This is a genomic window from Actinoplanes palleronii, assembly GCF_016862315.1.
Lineage (GTDB): Bacteria > Actinomycetota > Actinomycetes > Mycobacteriales > Micromonosporaceae > Actinoplanes > Actinoplanes palleronii.
In genome coordinates this window covers 1-24972 of the sequence record NZ_BOMS01000163.1, presented here as the reverse complement: position 1 = coordinate 24972, position 24972 = coordinate 1, and the positions used below count along the sequence as shown (strand labels likewise).

General features: G+C 69.5%; 23 protein-coding genes. 9 read left to right on the top strand and 14 right to left on the bottom strand.

Annotated features, from left to right (window positions below):
* Nucleotides 1-109: 109 nt before the first annotated feature.
* Nucleotides 110-1777 (top strand): ATP-binding protein, encoded by a 1668-nt coding sequence (locus Apa02nite_RS45505; protein ID WP_203830696.1) that lies wholly within the window; start codon nt 110-112, stop codon nt 1775-1777.
* Between the two features lie 12 nt (nt 1778-1789).
* On the opposite strand, the gene Apa02nite_RS45500 is transcribed toward Apa02nite_RS45505, so the two are convergent.
* The 4 genes from Apa02nite_RS45500 to Apa02nite_RS45485 form a co-directional block, all read right to left on the bottom strand.
* Nucleotides 1790-2902 carry an FAD-dependent monooxygenase gene (locus Apa02nite_RS45500; protein ID WP_203830695.1) on the bottom strand — a complete coding sequence of 371 codons (1113 nt, stop codon included), beginning with the start codon at nt 2900-2902 and terminating at the stop codon, nt 1790-1792.
* Nucleotides 2903-3133: 231 nt separating this feature from the next.
* Nucleotides 3134-3784: a TetR/AcrR family transcriptional regulator gene (locus Apa02nite_RS45495; protein WP_203830694.1), complete on the bottom strand. Its 651-nt coding sequence runs from the start codon at nt 3782-3784 to the stop codon at nt 3134-3136.
* Nucleotides 3785-4019: 235 nt separating this feature from the next.
* Nucleotides 4020-4301, bottom strand: coding sequence for a hypothetical protein (locus tag Apa02nite_RS45490; protein ID WP_203830693.1), 282 nt, complete (start codon nt 4299-4301; stop codon nt 4020-4022).
* Between the two features lie 99 nt (nt 4302-4400).
* Nucleotides 4401-5255 (bottom strand): NmrA family NAD(P)-binding protein, encoded by an 855-nt coding sequence (locus Apa02nite_RS45485; RefSeq protein WP_203830692.1) that lies wholly within the window; start codon nt 5253-5255, stop codon nt 4401-4403.
* 127 nt (nt 5256-5382) lie between these two features.
* On the opposite strand from Apa02nite_RS45485, the gene Apa02nite_RS45480 reads away from it, so the two are divergent.
* A complete protein-coding gene (locus Apa02nite_RS45480; protein WP_203830725.1) occupies nt 5383-5787 on the top strand; it encodes a winged helix-turn-helix transcriptional regulator in 405 nt (134 codons plus the stop codon).
* Between the two features lie 130 nt (nt 5788-5917).
* The gene (locus Apa02nite_RS45475; RefSeq protein WP_203830691.1) at nt 5918-6889 is read left to right on the top strand and encodes a GNAT family N-acetyltransferase; all 972 of its coding nucleotides are present in this window, start codon (nt 5918-5920) and stop codon (nt 6887-6889) included.
* 109 nt (nt 6890-6998) lie between these two features.
* Here Apa02nite_RS45475 and Apa02nite_RS45470 read toward each other — a convergent pair whose 3' ends face one another.
* A complete protein-coding gene (locus Apa02nite_RS45470; RefSeq protein WP_203830690.1) occupies nt 6999-9578 on the bottom strand; it encodes a DUF6493 family protein in 2580 nt (859 codons plus the stop codon).
* Nucleotides 9579-9996: 418 nt separating this feature from the next.
* Nucleotides 9997-10152 carry a hypothetical protein gene (locus tag Apa02nite_RS45465; RefSeq protein ID WP_203830689.1) on the bottom strand — a complete coding sequence of 52 codons (156 nt, stop codon included), beginning with the start codon at nt 10150-10152 and terminating at the stop codon, nt 9997-9999.
* A gap of 173 nt (nt 10153-10325) precedes the next feature.
* Between Apa02nite_RS45465 and Apa02nite_RS45460 the strand changes: the two genes are divergently transcribed.
* Complete coding sequence (locus tag Apa02nite_RS45460; RefSeq protein ID WP_203830688.1) at nt 10326-11582, top strand: MFS transporter; 1257 nt, start codon at nt 10326-10328, stop codon at nt 11580-11582.
* A 63-nt stretch (nt 11583-11645) separates the two neighbouring features.
* On the opposite strand, the gene Apa02nite_RS45455 is transcribed toward Apa02nite_RS45460, so the two are convergent.
* The 4 genes from Apa02nite_RS45455 to Apa02nite_RS45440 form a co-directional block, all read right to left on the bottom strand.
* Nucleotides 11646-11861 (bottom strand): hypothetical protein, encoded by a 216-nt coding sequence (locus Apa02nite_RS45455; RefSeq protein WP_203830687.1) that lies wholly within the window; start codon nt 11859-11861, stop codon nt 11646-11648.
* A gap of 45 nt (nt 11862-11906) precedes the next feature.
* Nucleotides 11907-14381 (bottom strand): hypothetical protein, encoded by a 2475-nt coding sequence (locus tag Apa02nite_RS45450; protein ID WP_203830686.1) that lies wholly within the window; start codon nt 14379-14381, stop codon nt 11907-11909.
* A gap of 521 nt (nt 14382-14902) precedes the next feature.
* Nucleotides 14903-16567 (bottom strand): AfsR/SARP family transcriptional regulator, encoded by a 1665-nt coding sequence (locus tag Apa02nite_RS45445; protein ID WP_203830685.1) that lies wholly within the window; start codon nt 16565-16567, stop codon nt 14903-14905.
* Nucleotides 16549-18390, bottom strand: a complete 1842-nt coding sequence (locus tag Apa02nite_RS45440; RefSeq protein ID WP_203830684.1) for an Hsp70 family protein — start codon at nt 18388-18390, stop codon at nt 16549-16551. The genes Apa02nite_RS45445 and Apa02nite_RS45440 overlap by 19 nt, the downstream gene beginning before the upstream one ends.
* Nucleotides 18391-18859: 469 nt before the next feature.
* On the opposite strand from Apa02nite_RS45440, the gene Apa02nite_RS45435 reads away from it, so the two are divergent.
* The 4 genes from Apa02nite_RS45435 (at nt 18860) to merT (ending at nt 21091) form a co-directional block, all read left to right on the top strand.
* Entirely contained in the window at nt 18860-19558 is a 699-nt protein-coding gene (locus tag Apa02nite_RS45435; RefSeq protein ID WP_203830683.1) for a hypothetical protein, read from the top strand.
* Between the two features lie 510 nt (nt 19559-20068).
* Nucleotides 20069-20404 carry a hypothetical protein gene (locus Apa02nite_RS45430; RefSeq protein ID WP_203830682.1) on the top strand — a complete coding sequence of 112 codons (336 nt, stop codon included), beginning with the start codon at nt 20069-20071 and terminating at the stop codon, nt 20402-20404.
* Nucleotides 20401-20841 (top strand): MerR family transcriptional regulator, encoded by a 441-nt coding sequence (locus Apa02nite_RS45425; RefSeq protein ID WP_203830681.1) that lies wholly within the window; start codon nt 20401-20403, stop codon nt 20839-20841. The genes Apa02nite_RS45430 and Apa02nite_RS45425 overlap by 4 nt, the downstream gene beginning before the upstream one ends.
* Nucleotides 20825-21091, top strand: coding sequence for a mercuric ion transporter MerT (merT, locus tag Apa02nite_RS45420; RefSeq protein ID WP_203830680.1), 267 nt, complete (start codon nt 20825-20827; stop codon nt 21089-21091). The genes Apa02nite_RS45425 and merT overlap by 17 nt, the downstream gene beginning before the upstream one ends.
* Nucleotides 21092-21369: 278 nt before the next feature.
* On the opposite strand, the gene Apa02nite_RS45415 is transcribed toward merT, so the two are convergent.
* The 4 genes from Apa02nite_RS45415 to Apa02nite_RS45400 form a co-directional block, all read right to left on the bottom strand.
* The gene (locus Apa02nite_RS45415) at nt 21370-21897 is read right to left on the bottom strand and encodes a GNAT family N-acetyltransferase (RefSeq protein ID WP_203830679.1); all 528 of its coding nucleotides are present in this window, start codon (nt 21895-21897) and stop codon (nt 21370-21372) included.
* 292 nt (nt 21898-22189) lie between these two features.
* The gene (locus tag Apa02nite_RS45410) at nt 22190-22411 is read right to left on the bottom strand and encodes a helix-turn-helix transcriptional regulator (RefSeq protein ID WP_239165027.1); all 222 of its coding nucleotides are present in this window, start codon (nt 22409-22411) and stop codon (nt 22190-22192) included.
* Between the two features lie 160 nt (nt 22412-22571).
* Nucleotides 22572-22796 carry a hypothetical protein gene (locus tag Apa02nite_RS45405; RefSeq protein WP_203830678.1) on the bottom strand — a complete coding sequence of 75 codons (225 nt, stop codon included), beginning with the start codon at nt 22794-22796 and terminating at the stop codon, nt 22572-22574.
* 353 nt (nt 22797-23149) lie between these two features.
* On the bottom strand, nt 23150-24286 hold the full coding sequence (locus Apa02nite_RS45400) for a helix-turn-helix domain-containing protein (RefSeq protein ID WP_203830677.1): 1137 nt from the start codon (nt 24284-24286) through the stop codon (nt 23150-23152).
* A 107-nt stretch (nt 24287-24393) separates the two neighbouring features.
* On the opposite strand from Apa02nite_RS45400, the gene Apa02nite_RS45395 reads away from it, so the two are divergent.
* The coding region (locus Apa02nite_RS45395) for a hypothetical protein (RefSeq protein ID WP_203830676.1) at nt 24394-24972 on the top strand (579 nt) is incomplete at its 3' end.

The window sequence follows — 24972 nt, the reverse complement described above, 5'->3', positions numbered from 1 at the left end:
CACGCAGGACCCCAACCATCTACTCGTGCAACTGGTCCCGCGAACCCCACCAAGGCACTGAGCCTGTTTTCCTCAGTTGCGGCGGTGGCCGGTCGATCAGGGATTCGCGATGGCTGACAACATTGCTGAGCTGAGCGTGCAGGGCCGGGTCGACGACCCTGTCCGACTGCAGGCGTTGCGCGCCACCGGGCTGCTCGACGCGGACTCGGCGACAACGCTGGACCGGCTCACCCGGCTGGCCACCCGTCTGGTCAACGCCCCTGTCGCCCTGGTCTCGCTGGTCGACGCGGATCGCCAGGTGTTCGTCAGCGCGGTCGGGCTGGACGAGCCCTGGGCGTCACGGGGACAGACCCCGTTGTCGCACTCGTTCTGCCAGTACGTCGTCACCGACCAGGCTCCCCTGGTCATCACCGATGCCCGGGCCGATGGCCGGCTCTGCGGAAACCTGGCCATTCCCGACCTCAACGTGATCGCCTATGCGGGCTTTCCGCTGCGTTCGCCGGACGGGCAGGTGCTCGGCTCGTTCTGCGCGATCGACGGCCAGCCCCGGCAGTGGTCCGAGACCGAGGTGGAGATCCTGCAGGACCTGGCGGCCAACGCCGAGTCGGAGATCGCCCTGCACACGGCGCACGGCGAGCTCATGCTGTCCTCGGCACGGATGCGCTCGGTGCTGGACACCGCCCAGGACGCTTTCGTGTCGATGGACCGCAACGGGCAGGTCACCACCTGGAACGAAGCAGCCGAGCGGCTGTTCGGCTGGTCGGCCGCCGAAGCCGTGGGCCGGCCGGCGACCGCGCTGATGATCCCGGAGCGCTTCCACGACGCGCATCTCGCGGGCCTGGAATTGACGCGGCGCACCGGTACGTCACGCCTGTCCGGCCGGCGGGTGGAGCTGACCGCGACCGACCGCACCGGTCAGGAGTTCCCGGTCGAGATGACCATGCAGATGTGCCTGGAACGGGAAGCACCGGTCTTCCACGCCTTCCTGCACGACATCACCGAACGCCGGCGCCTCGCCGACCGGCGCGAACACCTGCTCCAGCAGGAACAACTGCAGGTACGTCAGCTGCGCGAGCTGGACCGGATGAAAGACGACCTCGTCGCCGTGGTCAGCCACGAACTGCGCAACCCGATCGGCGTCATCTGTGGATACACCGAGATGATGGCGGCCGACCCGGCACTGCCCGACAAGCTCCGCAAGAACCTGGCCGTGATCGACCGCACCAGCGGCCGGCTCACCAATCTGGTCGACGACCTGCTCGATCTGGCCCAGCTCGACGGCGGCCGCAACACGCTCCACCCGGAGCCCGTGGCACCTGGACCTCTGATCCACGAGGCCGTACAGAACCATCGAGGTGCCGCCGACGCCCGGCAGCTGACGCTGACCGCCGAGATCGGGCCGCTGCCGGTCATCTCCGGCGAGGCCCGTCGCTTGCAGCAGGTCCTGGACAACCTGCTGTCCAACGCCGTGAAATACACCCTGCCGGGCGGCACCGTCACCGTCACCGCCGGCCATGACGACGCCGGGATCGTCGTGACGGTCACCGACAACGGGATCGGCGTGCCAGCCGAGCAGTACCCACTGTTGTTCGACCGGTTCTTCCGGGCCAGCACCGCCACCGGGAGCAACATCAAGGGGACCGGCCTCGGCCTGGCGGTGAGCAAGGCGATCGTCGAGGCACACGGCGGCACGATCACTGCCGGGCCCGGGACCGACGGCGGCACCCGGTTCACGCTCACCCTGCCGGCCGCGATGGCGACCGCCGGAGCCCTCTGAGATCGACATGGCTCATTGCAGAAGAAACTCGTTACGTTTCTGAATCTCGTTCTCGGTTGCCGGGAAGAAGGTCGCAAGCCCGAAGCTGACGACGTCCGCCTGAACGTCTTCAACGAACGGACGGAGATTGCGGTCGTAGGCCTCGAAGGCAGCGTCGATGTCCGTCCCGTGCTGCTCGAGTGCGTCGCCCAGTGCGGTGGCACCGATGATCGCGAGGGACCCACCCATGCCGGCCGCGGGAGAGGCGCAGTAGGCGGCGTCGCCGACCAACGCGATCCGCCCTTCGGACCATCGGGGCATTTTGACCTGGCACAGCTTGTCGAAGTAGAAGTTGTCCGCCGTCGCCATGTCTTCGAGCAGGTCGGCCGAGCGCCACCCGTGGTCTTTGAAGCGGTCGATGAGGATCTGCCGCTGCTCGTCCTGGTCCCGGTAGTCATAGGGGATCTCGGTCTCGGAGCGAAAGAGGAAGCAGATGTCGGTCTTGTCCACGTACGAATTCAGCATGACTGTCTTGCCGGGGACGGAATTGATTACGGTGGTGTTCGGCTCGACGATGCCCTTGCCCACGATCGAGATCGCGAAGTAGGCGCCGAGGAAGTGACTGAACTCTGACTCGGCTCCGAAGCGGAGCTTCCTGACGAGAGAATGGTTGCCGTCGCAGCCGAAGACCATGGCGAAGTCGCGGTCCTCGGCGGTACGAAACGTTGCACGCACACCGTCAGGGGTATCGGTGAGGGCGGTGATGGAGTCGCCGAAGATCACTTCGACGTCGTCCTTGATGTTGTCGAACAGAATCCGGAGCAGGTCGTCGCGGGGGACCTCGTAGCGGGCCTGATCGCCGTCTTCGTCGAGGGGTTCCGCCTCCATCCGCGCCTCGACGGTGTCGTCTACACGCTTGAACTCTGTTGACCGGGGCGGCAAGGCATGCGCCCGCACCTCGTCGAAGATGTTCATTCGCTTCACGATGTCTACCGTCTGGTCCACGATGTCGACGGGCGTGCCGCCCTTCTTCAGGCCTTGGGCGACCTCCACCAGGGTGACCTGGTGGCCCTGCTTGTTCAGCCAGTAGGCGGTCGTGAGACCGGCGAAGCTGGCTCCTGAGACGAGTACGTTCGTGCCGCTCACGATGGGCTCCTTGCGTGATGGGTGGGATGTCGCGATGCCGGGTGCTCAGCCCGGCGGAGCGGCCCCGAAGACGACGGGACGGCCCTCGGGAGTGATTTCGAGGGTCGCCTCGGTGATGACCTGGGCTTGGCGCTCTCGCTCAGCGCGTGGAAGCGGCCGCCCGCGGGCACGCCGCTGAGGAACCGCTGGTCCGGCGATGCTGGCGCCGGAGACGAGGGACTCGGATGTTCTTCATGACGTGGCTCCTGGGGAAATCGTCGTGACGCTGCGGAAGGTGCGGTCGAGATCGTCGAACGCGACAGCGGCGGCCCGTGTCATGTCGGCTGCCAGGGCGGCAGACGGGCCTGAGTCCAGGAGGCTGGCACCGATCCGGTCGGTGATCGTCTGGACGACGCTGATGAGCGCCGCGGCGTGTGCTCTCGCGACGATCGGTTCCAAGGCCGGGCAGGTGCTGGTGATCGACTCCGCCACCGCGTCGACCTGCCGCTCCCGGAACTCGAGGGCGAACCGGCGCAGAACAGCGCTCTCGACGCATTGCGCCGGGAACTCGCCGCGCGCCAACCGCGGGTCGGCGTGACGATAGCGGTCGATGTCAGCCTCGACGAGTGGGCGCAGTGCGTCGGCGGGGCTCACCCCTTCGGCCCGTTCGAGCACGGCGTGCCGGTACAGCTCAAGGAACTCGTCGACCCGGTCGAGCACGAGGTCCTGCTTGGCCGGGAAGTAGTTGTAGACGGTCTGATCCGACACGTTCGCCGCACGAGCCACATCCAGGATCGACACCGCTTCATAGTCGCGCTCGGCGAACAGGGCGGCAGCCTCATCAGCAATCCGCTCCCGCGTCTGCGCCTTCTTGCGGCCCCGGAGACCTAGTTCTCGACCCACGACCTGACGCTAGCAGAAAGTTTGGTCGTGCCAAACTTTTGTGACGACCAAGTCCTTGCTTGCAGCGAGTACGCCCACCTGACCGACAGCGCCGCGGCCGGCGGCGTGCGGTCCAGGCGATGGCTTTGTTCGTGAGTTCCGGGCTCTGACGCAAACTCCGTGATTGACCTTGACGGTCATGTTGTTTGAGCGGGTTTTCGCCGGCTCCTGACGTAATCGATGTAGTCCTCGCCGGTTACCGCGTGTGGTTGACCCAGCGGTCCGGGCGGGCGTCCGTGAGGTGTTCGGCCAGCGATATCGCTTCAGCCTCGTCTTCGCTGAGACCCAGCTCCCGGCCTTCGCCGACATACGCCTCGTCGACCGGGTCAAGCGAGATGCGGTACCGCTTGTTCATGGGGCTGATCGCTACCCGCCGGATGGCAGGCTCGCCGTCGATCTCGGCACCGCCGAGGAACTGCTCGATGCCGTTCCCACGGCTCAGGGCTCCGAGGGCGGACCGCCGGGTGAGGTAACGCATCCGGAGATGCGTAGCGCCGAGCGACTTGACCGTCGATCAACCCGCCAGCAGGACGCGTTTCCGCAGCAAATCGAACGGGCCGCGAGCAGCGTCGGCCGGTTACTGCAGTGCGGCGGCGATGGCCTCGGCGGGGGTCGTGGTCGGACGTCCGATCAGGCGCCGCAGGTCGCCGGAGTCGGTGTAGAGCTCGTCGCGGCTCATGGCGCGGTCGGCGTCGGCGAGGATGTCCGCCAGTGCGGCGGGTACGCCCACCCCGGTCAGCAGCCGGGCGAACGCGTCGACCGGGAGATCGGTGTACTCGATCCGCTTCCCGCTGGCGGCCGAGATCGCCGCGGCCAGCTCCGTCAGGGTGAAGGCGTGGTCCCCGCCCAGCTCGTACGCCGTGCCGGCGTGTCCGTCGGTGGTCAGCACGACCGCGGCGGCGTCGGCGTAGTCGGCGCGGGTCGCGGCGCTGATCCTGCCCGGGCCGGCGGCCCCGGCGAGGACCCCGCTCTGCAGCACCTGGGGCAGCTGGGCGGTGTAGTTCTCCAGGTACCAGCCGTTGCGCAGCATGACGCTGGGCAGGCGCTCGCGCAGGTACTCCTCGGTGGCATGGTGGGTGCGAGCAAGGATGGTGGTGGACGTGTCCGCGCGCAGCATGCTGGTGAACGCGACCAGCTGCACGCCCGCAGCCACTGCGGCGTCGATGGCGCGGCGGTGGTTGGCGACGCGCTCGCTCGGGGTCGTGGTGGAGATCAGCAGGAGCCGGTCAGCACCCGCGAAAGCGGCGGGGAGGGTTTCGGGTTCCGCGAAGTCGGCGCGGCGGACGTCGACACCGCGGTCGGCGAAGTCCTTGATCGTGGTGACGTCACGGCTGGTCGCGATGATGCCGGCGGCCGGCACCCGGCGGGCCAGCAGCGCTTCGACGGTGAGCCGGCCCAGCTGTCCGGAGGCGGCGGTGACGACGATCGACATGATGATCTCCCTTGTTGCCGTGGACCTTCCGCGGCATGTCCATCACGATGACCTGGTCACTCTCTTTCCGTAAGTACGCACTTCCGGGTAAGGTGGCCACCCGGACGAAACGATCGAGGTGAGCACGGTGCCGACCGGCCAGAAGGTGAACGAGCCCACATCGTCGTGGGATCCCTACGCACGTGGCTGCCCCTCGCGTGACGTCCTCGACCACATCGGCAGCAAGTGGTCGGTGCTCGTGCTCGGCGAGCTCGGCAGGCACGGGGCGTGCCGGTTCACGCGGCTGCGCCAGGAGCTCGCGGGAGTCAGCGAGAAGATGCTCACCCAGACGCTGCGCACCCTCGAACGCGACGGGCTGATCGTGCGGACGGTCTACCCGGAGGCGCCGATCCGCGTGGAGTACGCGCTGACGCCGCTCGGCCAGACACTGCGAGGCCCCCTGAAGGCACTCACCGAGTGGTCGGTGCAGCACATCGAGGAAGTGCTCGACGCCCGCGAGACGTACGACGACCGCACCGCACAACGCCGATAGGCGTCCAGAACGGCGCATCCAGCAAGCGATCACTGATCACCGATGACCACTGGCCAGTCCGAATATCGGACTCCGTCACCGGGCCGAAATCGGGATGACATCCCCCGCCGGGCTCCATAGGGTCGCGATCATGACTGTCGCATCGCAGAACCTCGTGTGGCGCCCGATGGCCGTGTCCGACGCCGCGGCGATGGCCGACCTCCTGAACGCGATCGACGCGGAAGACCACGTCTGGGGGCAGTACACCGCGCAGGACGCGGCCGAGGAACTGGACTCACCGGTCGACGACCTCCCGACGTCCACTCTGGCGGTGTTCGACGGCGCGACGATGCTCGGCTTCTCGGCGGTCCACTACAAGCCGACAGCCGAGATCGTCCACCGGGTGCATGCGGCCGGCGCCGTCCGCCCCACCCATCGTCGCCAAGGACTCGGGACCAAGCTCATGCAGCACGGGCTGGCGACCGCCAAGGCGCTGCACGCACGGCATCACCCCACGCTCGACCTGGTCGTCGAATCGATCTACGGCGAGCATGCTCACGGAGCCGTCGCCCTGTACCGTGCGGCGGGCATGACGGCGACAAAGTCGAGCCGGCACATGAGGCATCCGCTCGGCACCGCCGCTCCGCACGCCCCTATTCCCGACGGCCTGCGGATCGAGGGCTACACGGCCGAGACCGACGAGGAGTTCCGCGCGGTCCGCAACGAGGCCGCCCAGCACACGGGCGGGTCACGGCTCAGCGCCGAGGAGTGGAAGGTCTGGGCCGTGAACACGAACTTCCGGCCCGCGTTGAGCTTTCTGCTCCGTGACGTCGAGACCGGGACGGCAGCCGGCATCCTGCTGGCCGTCTCGTGGGAGGCGGAAACGGTGGCGACCGGCATCCGTGACGCGTACTTCAGGGTCATCGCCACGCGGCCCGCGTACCAGGAGCGCGGCGTGGCCGAAGCCCTGATCTCACACACGCTTCGGGCCGCGCAGGACCAGGGCTACGGACGGGCCAGCCTCAGGGTCGACGCCGATAGCTCGAGCAAAGAGTTCGGCGTCTACGAGAGTGCCGGGTTCGTCACCCAAGACACCCAGGTCCACTACTCCATCGCACTCTGAGCTTTTTCCACCTCGAGAGATCGGGTTCTCGGAATAGTGCAGGACGGTGCCGCTTGAACGGCGTGCGCACGCTGCGGCGTCACCGACCGAGCAGCAGGCGGATGCCCCTTCAGCCGGGCCCTGCCATGCCTGCGGTCAGCGTGCTTCGCAGCCGCCGCGCCTGCTTCACCGCCTGTGAACCGGCCTTGCTGTCCGCCAGCTCGTCGAGGCCGGGCAGGTCGCCGGTCGCGCCGAGCTGGGCGGCGCAGTCGGCGGCCAGCATCAGCACCCCGCCGAGCGTGCGCGGGCGGCGCGGCCGGGCCAGCAACGCGGGCAGAGCCACCGACAACACATTCCACACCATGCGGTACGCACCGGAGCGCGCCGCCTCGGCCAGCACCGGCGCGAAGTCGTACGGCTCGTCGCGCCAGGTCGTCCAGCGGCCCAGCAGCTCGCCGCACCACTGCTCGTCCAGGTCGCCACGTACCGTCGCCTGCAGCAACGCCTCGGCGACGGCCGTGCGGTGCGCCCGCTCGGACCGGGCCACGGCACAGGCGAGGACCGCGGTCAGCCGCCGCCCGGCCGGTCCGTCCGCCTCGACCAGCAGCGGCAGGTCGGGGAAGTACTCGTACAGCGAGTCGGGATGATCCAGCCAGTGCGCCAGCCCGTCGGCGAGATACTCGCGGAACACCGGCGCCACCGCGATCCACTCGGCCAGCGACGCGTCCGGGAATTCCGTGCTGTGATGCCAGGTGGCGTCCAGCCGCTGATCGAGGTTGCGGAAGGCCGGGGTGAAGTCGTCACCCAGCGACGGCAGCCCGGGACCGGATCCCACGGTGTCCAGCCAGTGCGCAAGCCGAGTGCCGTCCGCGGTGCCCAGCGCGGCCGCCGCGGCGCAGAGCCGTTGCCGTTCCGGTGGCTGCGGCACGCGGGTGCGCAGCAGTGCCTGGTCGAGGTCGGCGGGCCCGGCCCGCAGGCCCAACCGCGCGTACTCGGTGAGTCGTTCCACCAGCACGTCGGCGTCCAGCGCGCCGCTGCTCCAGCCCGGCGTGGCCAGCAGGAACGGCACCGGCTCGGTGAGCAGCCGGCGCGCGGCCTCGTACCAACGAGCTTCCAGCAGATATTCGTACAGGCAGGGGATACAGCGTTTGTGGTCGAACCTGCCGGCCATGTCGGGTGGGGCGGCCGGCACGTCGTCGACCGTCACCTCGCCCAGCACGGCCCGCAGCAGTTCGGCGAGCCCGGCGGGAATCCAGTCCCGCCGGCGGATCACCGGCGCGAGCACCTCGGCCAGGGCCACCCTGTCCCGGTACGCCGCCCGGATCAGACCGTCGACCGCGCGTTCCCGATCAGTGGGCACCGGTGTGCGTGCGGCGAGTAGCGCGGCGATCTCCTGCACCGCCTCGCTCACGCTGTGTGGGGCGGCGGACGTGGGATGTGGCGCGGACACCGGGGGCAGTTGCGGTTCCGCGGCGACCGCCGGGGGCTGTTCGCCGAGCGCGGCGGCGGCTTCATCACGCAGGTCCGGTGTCAGCAGTGGCAGCGCCTCGGTGAGCTGCGCCCGTACCGTGGGGTCGATCGTCGCAAGATGCCGGGCGGCGAGCTTCCACGCCTGCTGTTGCACCGCGCTGTCCTGGTGACCGAAAGCGGCGGTGACCGGCGGCAGCAACTCGGCCGCGCACTGCGGAGCGCGGCGCAGCGCTTCGGCGACCAGCTTCAGGTGGGTGCGCACCAGCGTCTTCTCCGGCCGGGCCAGCACCGCGTGCGACGCCTCGGCCAGCAGGCCGGTGTCGAGCCGTCCCGCGGCCAGCAGCCGGCGCAGCATCTCCACGGCACGTCCCGCGACGGGTGCGTCGGCGCGCCCCGCCAACGCGGCCCAGTCGGGGGCGTGCGCGGCGAGTTCGTCCTCGGTCGGCGCGACGTCGTCCAGCAGCGCCCAGAACCCGCGCGGTTCGATCAGCCGCCCGCCGCGGATCAGGCCGTCGACACACCGCTCGATCAGCATCGCGCGGTCCAGCTCCCCGGTCAGCGTCACCGCGATCAGGTCCGCCCGCCAGTGCCACGGATGATCCAGAAACGTCCCGAACCCCACGAGTCCGAAAACCCGGGGCAAAAGCAATGACGTGTACGGATCAGCGCGCAACGCCGTGGCAGCCGATTCCTCCTCTCCGGACCTCGGATTCGTGCGCACGATGTCGTCCAGCGTTCGTTCCCGGTGCCGCCGCCACTTGGTCAGCGCCCACTCCAGGGCGAAGCCGTCATCAACCGGCGGCTCGGCTCCCGCCATCCACACCAGCCCTCGAGCCAGCCGGTAGAGCTCTCCGTTCGCGTGGCCGCTGAAGGGCCAGTCCGCCGGTCGCCGCACCGGCACCGCCGCGGCCACCCGCCGTCCGACATCGGCGAGCCACCCGGAGTCTCGCCCGGCGAACGCCTCCAGCTGCGGACCCGCCCACTGGGATGCCCCACGCTGCCCGCGCCACAGCGAGATCAACGCCTTCGCGGCCTCCGACGGGGCGGTGACGCAGCCGAGCACGGCGAGCGTGACGCAGTCACGCAGCTCCCGCGGCGCGCCGGCATCAAGTCCCCGCTGCACCACGCTGAGCGGACGCCGCGCGGCTTGACGCGCCGCATCGTCCATCCCACCGAGCAGCTCCAGAACCCGGCCCCGGTCACCCGCCGCCGCGACCTCCACCAGCGCAGCAGCAGTCATCGGCGTCCCTCACCGGCCGGCGCGAACCCGCTCGCACCACCGCGAGCAGCACCGGAGCGAACACCTGCGCCCACATGTCGGCTATTGATCACCCGCGCGAGCGTAGACGACCCGGCACACCCATCCAGAGCCGACGGTCCACCCCCCTGGCGGTCCTCACCGGCGAACCGGGTGATCGGATCACCGGGCGCTGACGGTCGCGGCACGACACCGCCGCACCGAACGTTGCCACAACACCGAGTGGCTTCGGTCGTGGGAACCGGACCCGGACAGGCGCCCTTTTCGGGCCTAGGATTGCGCGTTTCGTGTTGACCAATGTGCGCGAGTTTGAGCCCCATTTGCAGACGCTGGCGGGTGACCGCGAGCCCGTCGATCAGGCAGCCGGGGCCAACGTCGAGCTGGCCGCGTAAATCAGCAGCTAAGGGAATGGCGTCGGCGGTCGGAAGTCCACCATGTCGGCGAGCAGTTGCACGGCCGGTTCCGGGTCGAGATAGCCGGCCGAGTCGGCGTCGCAGAACGGCGCCCACCAGGCCCAGTGGGCTGCCTGCTGACCGAAAGGGTCAGTGTCTGCCATTGATCACCTTCACCTGAGGCGCGGACGGGTGACAGGTTCCACCACCGGTGTGTCAGAACCCCCACCGCCCGGCGGGAGTCGCTAGGTTGCCCCCTTGACCCCAGCCCGCCGGGTGCCGGACCGGGATCGCTTTGCCCTACTCCAACGAACCCGATTGTGGAGGTGTGGCGCGCGTGGGGTACTTACGACTGCTGCGGCAACGGCCGATCCTGGTGCTGTGGAGCTCGGCGGCGCTCAGCGTTCTCGGTGACCGCCTCTACGGGCTCGCGATCATGTGGGTCGTGTACGAGGCGACCGGCTCGGCGGTGTGGATGGGAATCGCCGCGGTGGTCGAGTCGCTGCCGTACATCCTGATCGGGACGTTCGGCCGAGGCTTGATCGCCCGCTTCTCCTCGTTCGGGGCGCTCGGCTGGCTGGATGCCGGCCGGGCCGTGGTGGCGTGCGCGGTCCCGCTGTTGTGGTCCCCCGGGCAGGGCGGGATCACGGTCCTGCTGGTCCTGGTCCTGCTGCTCGGCACACTCGGTGTGCTGTTCGATCCGAACCTCGGTGGCCTGGTCCCGGACCTGGTCCGCCCGGACCGGGTCCGGGAGGTGACTGCGCTGCTCGACCTGACCAACCGGATTGCCGTGATCGCCGGGCCCGGCTGTGTCGGCCTGATCCTGATGGTCGTCTCCGAGGTGCAGTTGTTCGCCATCGACGGCGTCACGTTCATCGTGTCAGCGGCCGCGATGTGGTGGCTGCGTGCCCACACCCACAGGGTCGCCCGCGCCGCCGCGCCGGGCGCTGTCACCGCCCCGGCCAGGCGAGCCGAGCCCGTCGCCGCGTGGCCGGTGCTGCGCCGCCATCCGGACGTCGCCGTCGCGGTCGGCCTGCACGGCATCGGCTTCTTCGTCGCCGCGGTGTCCGCCGTCGGTTTGCCGACCCTGCTCGCGGTCCGGCTCGGCCAGGGCGCGGCCGGGTACGGACTGGCGCTCTCCGCCGTCGGCGCGGGTGCACTCGCCGGGAACCTACTCATCGGAAACCTGCGAGCGGGCCGGTGGCTGACGGTGTACTGCAGCGCATGGACGGTAACCGGGCTGGCGCTGATCGGATACAGCACGGCACCGACGCTTCCGGTGGTGCTCGGTGTCGGGTTCGCGGCCGGACTGGCCGCTCCGGCAGCCGCGGTGACGCTGCGGACCAAACTGGCCGGGTTCGTCCCCGCCCAGCGGCTACGCCTGATCACCGTCGACCAAACCGTGATCCGGACGGCTGGCACCGTCGGCATGCTGACCCTCCCCGTGGCCGTCGACGCAGCCCCGGCCACCACGTTCGCCGGGGCCGGCCTGCTGCTGATCGCCGCCGCGGCAACCGCAGCTGCGACCGGCCGACGGGTGACGGCCGCGGCGATCATGTCCAGCCGGGAGCCGGCGGGGAGCCAAACTTCTTGAACCGGCGCCCGTCCCGCAACCTTCCTTCAGCAGGACGGGCGTTTCACCGGGTCAAGCATCCCGTTAAGCCGTCGCGCCGGCGGTCAGCGCCGCCGCCGATTCTGGCGCCGCCTCAGCCGCGGTGAACTGAGCGACGTCGGCGGCCAGGAGGTGCGCGATGGTGATCGCGTCTTGCGGCACCCCGATCAGCTGGTAGCTCTTCTGGTGCATCCGGCTGAAGCCCGCGCCGCCGCGCTCGACGAAGAACTCCTGGTCGTACCAGGCCACGCCCAGGTACATGACGGTCTAGTTCGAGTCGGCTGTGCACTTCAGCACCGACGCCTGCTACTCGGCTTGCGCCAACGCCGGATGATCGAGATCACCAGCATCTGACGCCGTTCGCCCCATGCTGCTTTCCGCCCGGATGGCCCAGGATGCTGCCAGGGCGCACCATGGTTCCGCCGCGAGCCCACCGGCGTCGAGACCATACTTCCGGATCTTGTCAGCACTGTCGTTGTCCCCGCCCTTTTCGCTCAGCCGAGCCAGGTTGACGACGGCGTTGAGGTTGCCGCGATTGGCTGCCTCGCGGTAAAGGTCGGCAGCCCCGTCCGGGTCGCCGACGAGTTCCCGTCGCCGCGCCAATTGGCTCAACACGATCGGGTTCCCGCCATCGGCGGCTTCGTGGGCCAGGTCGACAGCACCGTTCAGGTCCCCGTGCTGCTCGACGTGCAGGGCGAGATTGCCAAGAACGCCGGTATGGCCACGTTCCGCGGCTTGCCGGGCGGCCGCTATCGCAGCGTCGAGGTCGCCGGCCCGCCGGCTGTCGTGCACCCGCTTGATCAAGCTGCTGGTGGCGGTCCTGTCGGCGGCCTGCCGTCGCACCCGCGCGACCGGGATGGTGCCGCTGTCCCGCGCGGTGGCAATCCGGGACCGGTCGATGGCCTGAGGATTGAGGTCGGGGGCGCGATCGAGGTCGCCGGCCCGTTCACCCCGCTGGGCGAAGGTAAGACGAGTGGCGTCGTCGGATTCCGCGGCGGCGCCGTCGAGGCGGACCGCAGCGTCCGAGTCGCCCGCCTCAGCACTGAGCCTGGCCAGGGCATGCAGAGCTTGCGGGTCGCCACGGTCGGCGCCCTGGCGATAGAGAGAAGCAGCGCGCCGGAGATCACCAGCCCTCTCATGTGTGAAGGCCAGGACATTGAGTGCATCGGTATTGCCCAGTGCAGCCGCGCGCCGGCAGAGCTCCGCCGCGCTGTGTGGCGCGTCTACTTGTCGCAGCAGCCGGAGCAACGGCCGGAAGGCTCCCAAGGTTCCCGTGAGGACGCTGGCACGATAGAGGCAGAAGGCATGCTGGTACCGCCCTCGTTGTTCGGCCGCCCAGCCCAGGACCTGCAATGCGGTGGCATCGTCGATCGTTGCGGATGCGGCTTGCCAGAAGGACGAGGGCGGATAGCACCTGGCGCGAAGCTTGATGCCGGTCTGCTCGATGTAGTCGGCGAGTCGGTACACCGGGTCACCGGACAGCGTGGGCTCACCGGGGCGAGGTCGTACAGGGGTCAACAACCCTCGGGTGCCGTTGCAGGTCGCGGCGGCATACGTCAGGGCGTGTTCGAACCAGTCAGGTCCGAGCCGGTCCCACTCGTCGTCGTCGAGGTAGCCCGGGGCCGCCTCCTGCAGCAGCGCGTAAGGAATCGCGGGAAGGAAGCCGAGCCGTCGGGCGTCTATCGCGACGTCCAGCACAGCTCGGGCAGCCGGTGGCGCTTTCTGGTACCGATCAAGCAGCTGAGGTGCCCCGGCCAGGTACTGGGTGATCCGACCGCCTGCGGCGCACATGCCGGCATGACGCAGACGTGGGTCGTCGTGCTTGTTCAGGTCCGCCAGGTCGGCCGAGGTGAAGGCCCCCGGGACGTCGATGTCGGTGCCGTCGAGCAGTTCCCGGGCCTGCCCATGCGGGTCGACGAGTCCGTCCTCGTCCGGTCGCGTCCTCAACGTCGTCCAGGGCTCCGGCCACATCGTCGCCAGGATCAGCACCGGACGCCGCAACCGATCAGTGAGCAACGTGCGCAGGCCGGCCGCGACGCGCTCGCCGAGAGGCTGGTCTGACGGGGCCAGATAGGACTGCGCCTCGTTCAACCAGACGATGGAGTATGCGCCGACCTCACTGATCTCCTCCGCGGCGGCCTCGGACCGGCTCGGATCGTACGGATGCCACACCCGCCATCGTCCGGGTTGCTGTCGTTCGATGTATTGCACCAGTTCCCAGCAGGCACGGGTCTTGCCCGTCGACGAGCCGCCCACCATCGTGATCATGCGGCTGGAGCCGTTCAGTGATTGATCAGCGATGGCGCGCATCTGTCGATCGTGAGGGCGTTCGACATAGAGCGGCAGTGGCGGGAGCCGGCCACTGTCGGCAGAGGCGTCGATTGCACGGTGGACCTCGAGCGCGAACGGATCGCACGCGCTGATGGGCCGCCCGAGCGACGACAGCGCCTCGCCGGAATCCGCGGACGTGGTAGGCGCGGTTGCCAGCCGGGCGGCGATCCACAGCTCGTGCACCCTGGCCGACACAGCGGCGGTGTCCGCCCTGCCCGCCTCCTGGGCCAGCGCGACCGCGATCGCGATGCAATCTCGTTTCGTCGCCAGTGAATCACCACCGATGACCTTACCGATCACATCCTTCTTCGGCACTGCCGGAAGGCTGTCGTCGGCGGCGATCACCTTGGCAAGCTCCTCCAGACGGGGACAGTCCGCCTGGGCGTAGAGGTGATAGATCGCATCACGGAGCTCACGGCTCGGTCCCGCGGACAGCACGGCCCGTTCCACCGGGCGGCTACTCGACGGAAGTGGTCTGCGCTCGTCGGTACTCATCCTGCCGTCAAGCATCACTCATAATGTCGAAATCGGCGCTCATCGGCACTGGTCGGGTTTGAGTTTCACCCTCTGGCAGTGGCCTCACAGTGGAGTTCGAGTCAGCCGGCTCGTATCCGCCTCCGCAGTAAAGGGCGAACACCATGCTCCAAGCGCTCCAGGCCGATGATATTGACAATCCGAAGAGTCGACGCCGCGTCGACCATCGACTCCCCACCATGACGAAGCGACTCCTTCTCGCGGCAGTCACCGGCATGACCTCCGGCCTGATGCGCGCCGTGATCGATTGGCTGCTGCAGGTCCTGGGCTCCTGAGCACGACCAAGCAAGACACGGCGACACTTCGGGTCGCGGCGGCGCTACTGCATCGAACGATGCGGACCAGCCTGTGATCGAGGCGTTGATCGCTGGGTAGTTCCACGTCGGCGCCGAGCAGATGCATCCACTGGCCTTGGCAGATGTTCAGGTCATGGAGACTTACTGCTGCAGGGCCCGCACCGCCGCCTCGTCGCCGAGCTGCGCGAGCACCGCGATCGCCCGCTCCCGGACCATCGCGTTGTGCGGATCCACCACCATCGCCGCCCGCAACAGTTCGACCGCCACCCCCGGCTCCGCGCCCTCGGCGAGATCCACATACCCGGACAGCACCACACGCCGCAGCGCCTCACGGGCAGGCACGATCCACGGCCAGTCGAAGCCGGCCGCCACCTCCCCCGCATACCCGTCGACGACCACCTGCTGCGCCCGCCGCCGCTCCGCTGTCGTGATCGCCCGCTGCGCCCCGGCGACTGCGGCCTGCAGGTGCCGGACGTCGACATCCACCGCCTCGGTCAGCCGGTACCGGCCGTGCTCGTGACGGATCAGCTCACCCTGCGTACAAGAAAGGAAATCCTTCTTGAGTTCGCTGACCGTGATGTACAAGCGGTTGGTGATGGTGGCCGGCCGCAGGCCCGGCCAGATCGCCGCGATGATCTCGTGCGCCGTCGCGCCGCCGGGGTGCAACCCGAGGTACGCCAGAACCTGCAGCCCCGCACTGCGCCGCACGATCACCGGGTGCCCACCGACGGTCAGTTCGCACCCACCGAGCAGCCGCAGCCGCGCGGAAGCCGGTCGCGGCCGGGGCCGCGACTGCGCCGGAGCCTCCTCCGGCCGCACCGCGGTGAGCAGTCCGAACAGGTCGGCGGCCGCGCGCGCGTTCAGCACACACAACCGCCGCACGCCGGCAATCGTCCCGTCTGCGCCGACTTCCCACCGGCTCGCCGCGGCGTCGGCGCCAAAAGCCACCCACCTGCCCGTGCCCGGCGTCGCGTGCACCGAGAGCGCCACCTCGTCCGCGCCGGCATCGGTCAGCTCGTCCACCGCGCGCAGACCGGCGGGCACCGGTCCGCTCAGGTACGGGTCCTCCAGCAGCTCCCCCAGATCCGCCCAGCTCACCACGACCCGGCGCCCAGCCAGCAGCAGAGAGATCAGTAGCCCGCGCAGCGCGTCGCGGGCACCGGGTCCGCTCAGCGTCACGCCACCGGGTGGCACGTGCTCGACCAGCGGAACAGCCGACCCACCATCGGTGCGCACTGCGGTGAGAGCGTTGACGGTGACAGGCAGCGGCTGCACATCGGAGCCGGGCGACAGCGGCCGGTACTCACGGCGGCGGCGCAGCCAGAACGCGGCGGCCGTCGTCGCCACCGCCTGCCCCACCGCGACCGGCACCCAGCCAGCACCGTCCGGCAGCTCCACCCCCGAAGCGACCACGTCCCCGGCCGAGCTCGCCGCGACCGCGGGCGTCGCCGGCGCCACCACCGCCACCATGGCCGGAGCGCCCAGCACCACCGCACCGGCCATCGACCCTGCGGTCAGCTGCACCGGGCTCGGCATCCGCAGCTGCGCCCGCGCCCGCCGCACCCCGCCCCGCAGCAGATACCCGCTGGCCACCAGCCACAGCAGCGTGATCGGAATAGCCGCCAGCACCACGATCTGACCCAGACTCGGCGGCCCGCCGTCGACCAGCTCGCTCAGCGGCGGCAGGCGCGGCGACCAGTGCAGCACCGCGAACCCGGCCACCACCGGCGGCCCGGCCACCACCGCGATCGCCGCCAGCACACTTCCCGCCGCCCGGACCGCGCGGATCACCGGAGCAGAGCCCACAACCGCTGCGCCCACCACCCGGCCACGGCCACCGCGACGGCGACACCGACACCGTTGTCCAGGCGCCAGTCGGAGAGCAGGAATCCGGCCGTACCCAACGCGATCGCACCGATCAGCCGCAGCACGGCGACCCGGGCCAGCAGCACCGCGATCCCGACCCCGACCAGCGCGATGCCCGTCCGCGACCCGAGGTGGATGTAGACACCCATCCACGCCGGATAGGCGAGAAACCGCAGCTGCGACGCGACCAGCATCCCGGCGCCCATCATCAGCACCGGCGCCAACGGGATCGCCAGAAACGCCTCCCACCCGCCGGGCGGCCGGTCACGGCGATGGCGGATCTGCCAGGCAACGGCGATCACCAATACCGCGGCGGGCAGGATCGGCAGCAGCGTCCAGCGCAGCGGAATACCGAACGGGTACAGGAAGTACAGCGCCGCCGACGCCCCGTACAGCGCGGCGACGATCCCGCCGAGCGCCACCCCGGTCAGCAACCCGGCTGCCAGCTGCCCGTTGGCATTCCACCGATCGTGCAGCCGCTGGTCACGGGCCAGTGCGGCGCCGAACCACGGCCCGGCGCTCACCCCGACCACCAGCGCCAGCACGCACCCGGTCGCCAGTTCACCCCAGTGCGCCATCACCCACCAGGGCCGCTCGTGCAGCAGCCGGGAACCACTGAAGACCGCCGAGTAGAGGGTGTGAGCGAACAGTGCGAGCGACAGCACGCCCGGCAGCAACAACCCGAGCACCCGACGCAGGGGCGGCAGCGGCTCCTGCTGCACGGTGTCCGCTGACCCGTCGAGCGTTCCGGCCGCTTCCACGGCGCCGAGCAGAGCCGTTGCCGCCGGCATCGGCACGACCTGCACCGGCACGCCGAGCCGCTGCTCGAGCGTTGGGCCCACGGCGGGCATCGCGGCGGCCGCGCCGACCACATAGATCGCCGCGAGATCCGCGGGGGTCAGCTCCGCCGCCACGACCGCGGCCGACGCCAGGTCCGCGACCCGATGCAACACCGGCAGGGCGGCACTCTCGACCATGGCCGCGTTCAGGATCACCGCTGGTTGCGGCTCCGGCAGGGGTACGGTCACCGCCGGCTGCACGGAGACCGCTTCCTTGCCCGCCCGCATGCTCGCCAGCACCGGCCATGACGGGGTGCCGTCCGGTACCGGGACGGCCGCGACCAGCGCCTGAGCCAGCAATCCGTCGATCGCCTGCCCACCGGCGTCGGCCGCGTGCAGGGTGGAGAGCACCTCGAACCCGCGCGGGCCGCGCCGCAGCACGGTCGCCTCCGTCGTCGCCCCCACATCGCAGACCAGCACGAACGCGCCGACCTGCAACTGCGCCCCGTCGAGCAACCGCTGCCCGGCGGCCGCGACCGGCGCCTCCACCAGCTGCGGGAGCCCAAGCCCGGCCTGGTGCGCGGCCCGGCGCAGCCAGGTACGCCGCCGCGGCCCCCACCCGGCGGGGACGGTCATCCGTACGTCCGCGGGCACGGCCCCGAGCAGCCGGATCGCTTCCGCACTGACCAGCAGCAGGGTCGCCGTGACCAGGTCGCACACCTCGACCTCACGCCCATGCCGGCTCACGGTCCCGGCCCCTTCGGCCAGCGGAGCACCGACGAACCCGTCCGGGTCGACGGCAGCCAGCCGCCAGGCGGCGCTGCCCACGGTGATCTGCCCGTGCGCGTCGACGTGGGCGGCACTGGACGGCTCCGCACTCCCGTCGATCATCAATGGCTGCCAGGACTGCCCGGGGACGACAACGACAGCGCGGGTGCAGGCGGTGCCGTAATCGATCGCCAGACGCGGCGCTCCGATCTGCATCGCCACATACAAACAGATGATCGCCAATACGTCAGCCCTGTTTCAGAAGCTTTCCATCACCCCCTCTCTCCTATTCAAGATCGTAAGTCGGTTTTCGATCACCTGTTCCGTCCGAAGATCGCACCACCCCACTTGTCGCACGTCAGGCCGTCCACCGGAGCACCGCCGCCAACGCACAGCCGGTCGAACAAGATCCGATGATGCGTTCGGAGGGGCACGCCGGACATACGCGCGGACGGTTGCCGCGCAATCCCGGCCGCACACCAAAAAGCATTGCCCACTGTCCGGCGAATCAATAGGTTCTCCCGAGGCCGCGGCCGAGGCCGAGGCCGAGGCCGCGGCCGCGGCCGGAACTGCCGCACTCCCGGCGAGCAACACCGCGCGGCAGGTACTTACCGAGGCGAATGCCACGCGCACGGAAGCAGCTCGGGAGACGCGCAGCCGCCTGAGCTCGTCGAGAGGAGTCGCCGTGACCTACCCACCACCACTCCCGCCCCGGTTGGGGGCGAGGGAGCTGGAACAGCTCGCCGGGGACAACCGGCACAAGGATCCGGGACCCTACGAACCGGAACCGGTCGGCAGGCCGACGACGGCGATGCCGGATGACCCGCCCACGAACCGCGCCGGGATGGCCCAGGTGGTCCACTCGCTGGCTGCTGCCGACAAATGGCTGGTCGATGAGGAACACTGGCCACCGCTGGCGGCCGCCGTCGTCGGCATGGGAGGTCACTGGCAAGCCGCAGTCGAGGTGGCGACCACGGCGACGACCGACGAAGCGGCGATCAACGCCGCACTGGCCCGGCTGGCGCAGCAGACGATGGGCGACATGGGCGACCTGCCGCCGATACCGATCATGGATGTAGGCGTCGGCCTGCTGGCCAGAGGCGCCCGGTTGGGCGTTTTCCATCCCGAGTATTTCGAGAGCGACGTCGCCGGGAAGCTGAACCAGTGGTGGTGGGAATACAGCGATGTCGACGAACTCGACGGGGATGGCTTCACCGCGGTCTGGTCGGCCATGCATCTGCTGGAGATCGAAGAATTCCAGCCGATCTACGGAGCGCTGATCGCGCTGGTCGCGGAGGCGGACCGGCTCCTCCCCCCGTACGCGGTCAACGCACCCTTCTGCACCGCCTTCGTCCTCGCTTCCTTCTGGGAACCGCCTCGCTGACCGGCGAGCGAATGCCGGCCCAGGGCCCACCGAACCGCGCTGCCCACCGTCGCTCATCTGCGATCTCAGGACTCGGCGCGACCCGGCCGGAGCGCCAGCCGGCGCCGAACCCCCGGTACTCGCTGCGCCCCGGCCCTCCGGGCTCAGTAGGTGTCGAACGGGCCGGGCGAGTCCTCAGCTTCCGGTCGTCCACAGCCGCCGGGACAGCGTCTACCTGCCGGATGGGTCCATCGTTCGCATGAGGTCGGCAGAGCCTCGCACCGCGCAGGTCTACTGCCGCCTCACGGTCACCGTTGAGGACCTGGTTTTATAAGCGAAGCTGAGGTTCTGTCCCGCCAAGAGAGCCAGAGATTGGCGGGTTTCAGAGCCACCCGGCTCGGGCCGAAAGTCATGTCTGCCAGTTCGAGAGCCACCATTCCAGGGCCCTGCCCGGAGATCCGCAGGCGTTCGTGGATCGGCGGAGCGTTTGGGGTTGCATCCGGTACCTGGGTACAGGCTTACCGTCATGGCATGACCACTACTGGAGAGCAAGCGTGGGTGCCTGCGGCGTGCACCCTGCCTACCGTCGAGCGGCCGCTGCGGCTGGCCGAGTTCGATGACCTGTTCGCCACCACGTTGCGGAGCCAGCATCGGCTGTCGGCCACGACGCTGCGTTGGGACCTCGATCCGGTCTGTGAGGCGACCGCTCGAGATCTGACCGCGCAGGAGAGTAGCTGTTGCTCGTTCTTCACCTTCGTCTTCGAGCCGAGCGACGCGGTGTTGCGGCTCGACGCCGAGGTGCCGGACGCGTACGTCGAGGTCTTGGACGCGTTGCAGCAGCGCGCTGCCGACCGGATGCGGCCGTGAGTGGTCTGCGTAGCAGCCAGGTCGCCGATGCGGCCGGCGTCAATCTGCAGACCCTGCGGTACTACGAACGCCGTGGGCTGCTGGCCGAGCCGGACCGCAGCCTCGGCGGGCACCGGCTCTACCCGGCCGAGGCGGTCACCGTGCTGAAAGTGATCAAGGCGGCGCAGCGGCTCGGGTTCACGCTCGACGAGGTCGCCGACTTGCTCGCCACCGGCGGGCATCGGCACGGGCGTCCGGACGCCGGCCTGCAGGAGCGGGCGAAGACGAAGCTTGTCGAGGTGGAGGCGAAAATCGCCGACCTGCAGGTGATCGCCTCGACGTTGCGTGCGGCTGTTGCCGCCGGCTGTGACGATCTGGTGGCCTGCGCCGGCCAGCAGTGCTGCCCGATCCCGTTCGCCACCATCGCGCTGGGAGCACCTGATGCCGATCCTCGCTGACCGCGCTCGCCGTCTGCTGCCGTCGGGGCTGACGGGCCTGGCCGGAGTCGCCTGCGCCGCCTGCTGTGTCATCCCGTTGTTACTGGGCGCCGGGGTGTTGTCCGGTGCGGGGTGGGCCGTCGCCGGTTCCTGGATGCCCGGTATCGCTGTTGTGCTGGCGGTGACCGCGGCCGGCGCCTGGTGGTGGGTGTCGCGGCGCCGGCATCGCTCCGGATGCGCCGGTGACGGTTGCGCGTGCAGCGCGCGGTGACGCCGGTAACCCCGCCTGATGATCACCAATGGGTAGGTTGCCGGGCATGATGGTCGGTGGGGCCTCATCGGCGCCGCGATCTGCCTGATCGGCGTCGCCGTGATCATGTATGCGCCCCGGGCATGCAGGGTGGTCCCTCGAAGTTGTCGCGCTTCGCCGCCGTCGTGGTCTGCTCCCTGCGCATGCGGGGATGACCCGACGCACACGACCAGCACGGTGTCCCTACCGAACTGCTCCCCGCCCATGCGGGGTGATCCGGAACGGGCGCCGTCTCGGACTCATGACCGCATCTCGCGAGCGATGTGCAGGTTTGGCATCAGCTGGGCCCGGCGGGCCAGCCCGGTGACCGTGAAGCCGTCTCTGGTCTTCTCCCGGACCACATGCCAGCCCTGCACATCGCGGTAGTAACGGACGAGTCCGGATTCGGTAGTGCCACGGCGTACCCACTGTTTGCCGGTACGGGCGGCATGGTCGAGGACCCACCAGGCGACCTGACAGCCGATCTGCTGGCCAGCATGCGCCGGGTCGGTGACGGTGGTCGCCATGAACACCGCCGGTTCGGCCCGTTCCTGTTCGGTCCAGAACCAGGCCGGGGACTCCTCGAACAACGAAGTACAGCCGATGACTCGGTCGGCGTCGATCAGTACCCAGACCGGGAATCCCGGCTGGGCGGCTTGCGCAGCGAGCGCGTCGGCAGCTTCGTCCCAGCCGGGCATTCCGCGTTCTCGGAGCCACACAGATCGGGCGCGGATCATCTGCGCGATCGGCTCCTCGTCGGCCGGACCCGCTGGGCGCATGGTCAACATTGGGTACTCCACGGCATGCATGACGGACGACGCACCCACCCTAGACCGGGTCGGGCGCCGGGACTGCTACGGCGCGGGTGATTCCGCAACGCCCGCAGGGCGGCTTCGACCGCGTCGGCGAGGGTGATGCGCTCGTCCTCGGAGAGGTAGCGGACAGAGACATCCCGCTTCGGCGCAGCGAGCGGTGGGTAGCTCCTGGACTCGTTGTCCGCGCTGGTGACGGTTCGGCCGTATCGCCAGCGGATGCCGGTGCGACGGTTGATCCCGACTCCCCGGCAGGCTGCCGAGTTGTTCATGCCCGGCGCCATGGCTGTTGCCCGAGGGACCAGTTCTCGATGTCTTCCTCCAGCCACACGCGCCCCATGGCCAGCTCTTGAAATGGCTTCGGAAAGTCCGGGCGATCGGCCAGTTGGTGGATGCGCTGGCGGGATAGGCCAAGAATCAGGCGGATCTCGAAGACACCCACCAGCCGGGGCTTGCCGGACATATCAGACCGCATCTCGTGATCGCTCATGAGCAGTCCTGCCACTGTGGCGGGCGTTGCAGGCTGGCGACGGAGCGCTCCCCCTCAAGCGTGCTCGCGATGTCGACGCGGAGGATCGGGATCCGATCGCCGGAGGACTGCACGCTCGGGTCCGCACCGAAGTGCAGGATCTCGCCACGGCCGCGCGGCATCATCGCGACACCGGCCCGGCCAACGCCATCGCCGTCCGGAGCGGTCGACGGATGCATTGCTGGTAGAGGGCCAGGAACGGCACGGCAGGCGCCTCGCGTGCCGCCTGGTCGAACAGGTCCCAGAGCTTCGCGGCGACCAGTTCCTCGAGGCCGGCATCGCAGGGGTACCGGCGGCCGCAGTCAGCGCAGAGCGCGTACGGCCAGATCGGCTCGTGGCGGGTCACCAGAACCACCTGGTCCTCGCGGCCGGCATCACGACACCCAGCCGGACCGGGACACAGGGATAGACCTCGAAACCGCACGTGCAGTCCACCCGCCATGGCCGGTGCACACGGCGCCGGGGTCCGTGCGTGATCGTGTAGTGGGTCATGCCGATCGCCTTAGCCCAGAGGTCGAGGACGACGGCGGGTGGGGTCTGCTGGACACCCGGTACCCGCCGCCGCCGAGTCGCGGCGAGTGCCTCGTCTACAAGGCCGCGCCGTGCTCGCATCCGATCGTGGCCGAGCGATCGCTGAACAGGAACGGCCGCTACGTCCCATTTCGCAAACCCGATCATGGGTACGTGGGACGAAACGTCCTACCCGACACCGAGCCGTCGAGCCAGGCCCCGCACGCCGGGCGACGGTCGCCGTGCCGAGAGCAGTTCGCCGACCACCGACCTCGGGAACGTCTGGTACCGCATCCACTGTGGCACGGTCCGCTCCACCTCGAGCAGAACCCGTTCCGCGTCCCGGGACCGGCCCAGCCGCGCATGGGCGTGCGCCAGGTCAACCTTGTGCCGGGCGCGAGCCGCGAGCGGCAGTCCCGTGCGGCGCGGCATGTCCGCGGCGACGTCGAGCGCCCGCGCGTAGTCACCCGCGACGACCGCCACGTCGACGCGTTGCATCACCACCTGACTCACGCCGAACGCGGTGTTGTAGTCGTTGCGATCCTTCCCGAGCCGGACCGCCGCACCGTGCGCCGCCCGCAACAGGTCCTGGGCCTCGTCGTCATCGCCGGCCCGGGCCGCCGCTGTCGCCCCGGTCACCAGCAGATTGCCCCACATGCTGACCGCCTCCGGCGCCGCCTTGCGCCGCGGCTCCATCGCGTCGGCCGCTCGCACCGCGGTCGCCACCGCGTCGTCCGACCGGGCCTGGTTCAGCAGCACCCACGACTGGGTGCCGATCACCGCGGCGCGCAGCAGCGGATCCTCCGCAACGGTCAAAGCCTGGTCGACGGCCACCAGGGACAGATCCGCGTGTCCCAGGTGGACCAGGGTCGCCGCCGCGATCTGCGCCGCCTCGGCGAACACGGCGCCGGTGCCGGCACGGCGGGCACCCGAGATGACGCCCGGCAGCACGGTGGAGAGCAGGTCGTAGTCGCCGCGCCAGTAGGCGTCCCACGCGTCGACGACAGTGCCGCGCAACTCGTCGGCGGGCACCGGATCGCCCTGCTCGTCGACCACGGGCGTCAGAGCGCGGCGCAGAGCGAGCAGGCCACCACCGGCAGGAACGCTCTGCAAGTGAGTGGGTTTGCCGACGAGGTAGGCCAAATCGACATCCAGAGCGGTGGCGATGGCGGTCAGGGTCGGCAGCCGGGCGGACGACTTGCGGCCCTGCTCCAGGCGCTGAACCACGTCGATGCTCACGCCTGCCCGGTCGGAGAGTTCGCGCTGCGTCAGGCGGGGCATCCGCTCGCTGCGCAGTTCGTAGATCCGGCTACCGATCTCGTTCATCGTGGGCTCCCCTGCTTGCTATCAGGGCGGAAGCGGCCCAGCCGCCGACCTTCGACGCTACGCCCGCAGGGCATAGCCGTCGCCCCCCACAAATGACTCAGAGACCGTTGAGCAGCATCGCCGCATTGCAAGGCCAGGTGGGTCGCCTGGTGGCGGTCACGGATGAGCGGACATCCACGACGGCTCCGTCAGCCTCGCCTGCATCCTGGTCGCAGCGGTTCAGCGACCTGACGAACACGATCGAGGCGCGCTTCACCCGCCCTCAACCCTCGTCGCCGGGTCCGGGATTTCGTCGCCGGGCTTGTGCCTACACCGGCCATGACGCGGTGCCGATCATTGAGCAGTACACCGTCCAATCCGCACGAATCACCCGATACGTACAGGTCACGACCTGCCCGGCCTCGTCCAACGTGCCGGGGATCGCGGCGAACAACAGATCGTCGAAACCGGGAACGAACCGGGCACCTTCAAACGGATTCTCGGCCCGCGACACCACCCACCCCCGGACCGTGATGTTGATCCGCAGCGGCGGCTCACATTCCTGCACCCACCAGCTGATCCACCGATCGAAGTTACTCAACAGCCACGGGTGCCCACCGTCAGGCACTGAGCTGAGCCTGCAGGTCAGCCAACTGGGCCTGCAACAGCGCCGTCTCATCCCGCAAAGGCTCACCGGCAGCAGGACT

Excerpts from the sequence above, each read along its gene's own strand:
- Apa02nite_RS45505 (WP_203830696.1), top strand. The coding sequence starts at position 110 with ATGGCTGACAACATTGCTGAGCTGAGCGTGCAGGGCCGGGTCGACGAC.
- Apa02nite_RS45490 (WP_203830693.1), bottom strand. The coding sequence starts at position 4,301 with ATGCGTTACCTCACCCGGCGGTCCGCCCTCGGAGCCCTGAGCCGTGGG.
- Apa02nite_RS45485 (WP_203830692.1), bottom strand. The coding sequence starts at position 5,255 with ATGTCGATCGTCGTCACCGCCGCCTCCGGACAGCTGGGCCGGCTCACC.
- Apa02nite_RS45475 (WP_203830691.1), top strand. The coding sequence starts at position 5,918 with ATGACTGTCGCATCGCAGAACCTCGTGTGGCGCCCGATGGCCGTGTCC.
- Apa02nite_RS45470 (WP_203830690.1), bottom strand. The coding sequence starts at position 9,578 with ATGACTGCTGCTGCGCTGGTGGAGGTCGCGGCGGCGGGTGACCGGGGC.
- Apa02nite_RS45465 (WP_203830689.1), bottom strand. The coding sequence starts at position 10,152 with ATGGCAGACACTGACCCTTTCGGTCAGCAGGCAGCCCACTGGGCCTGG.
- Apa02nite_RS45455 (WP_203830687.1), bottom strand. The coding sequence starts at position 11,861 with ATGTACCTGGGCGTGGCCTGGTACGACCAGGAGTTCTTCGTCGAGCGC.
- Apa02nite_RS45440 (WP_203830684.1), bottom strand. The coding sequence starts at position 18,390 with ATGCAGATCGGAGCGCCGCGTCTGGCGATCGATTACGGCACCGCCTGC.
- Apa02nite_RS45430 (WP_203830682.1), top strand. The coding sequence starts at position 20,069 with ATGACCACTACTGGAGAGCAAGCGTGGGTGCCTGCGGCGTGCACCCTG.
- merT (WP_203830680.1), top strand. The coding sequence starts at position 20,825 with ATGCCGATCCTCGCTGACCGCGCTCGCCGTCTGCTGCCGTCGGGGCTG.
- Apa02nite_RS45415 (WP_203830679.1), bottom strand. The coding sequence starts at position 21,897 with ATGTTGACCATGCGCCCAGCGGGTCCGGCCGACGAGGAGCCGATCGCG.
- Apa02nite_RS45410 (WP_239165027.1), bottom strand. The coding sequence starts at position 22,411 with ATGAGCGATCACGAGATGCGGTCTGATATGTCCGGCAAGCCCCGGCTG.
- Apa02nite_RS45400 (WP_203830677.1), bottom strand. The coding sequence starts at position 24,286 with ATGAACGAGATCGGTAGCCGGATCTACGAACTGCGCAGCGAGCGGATG.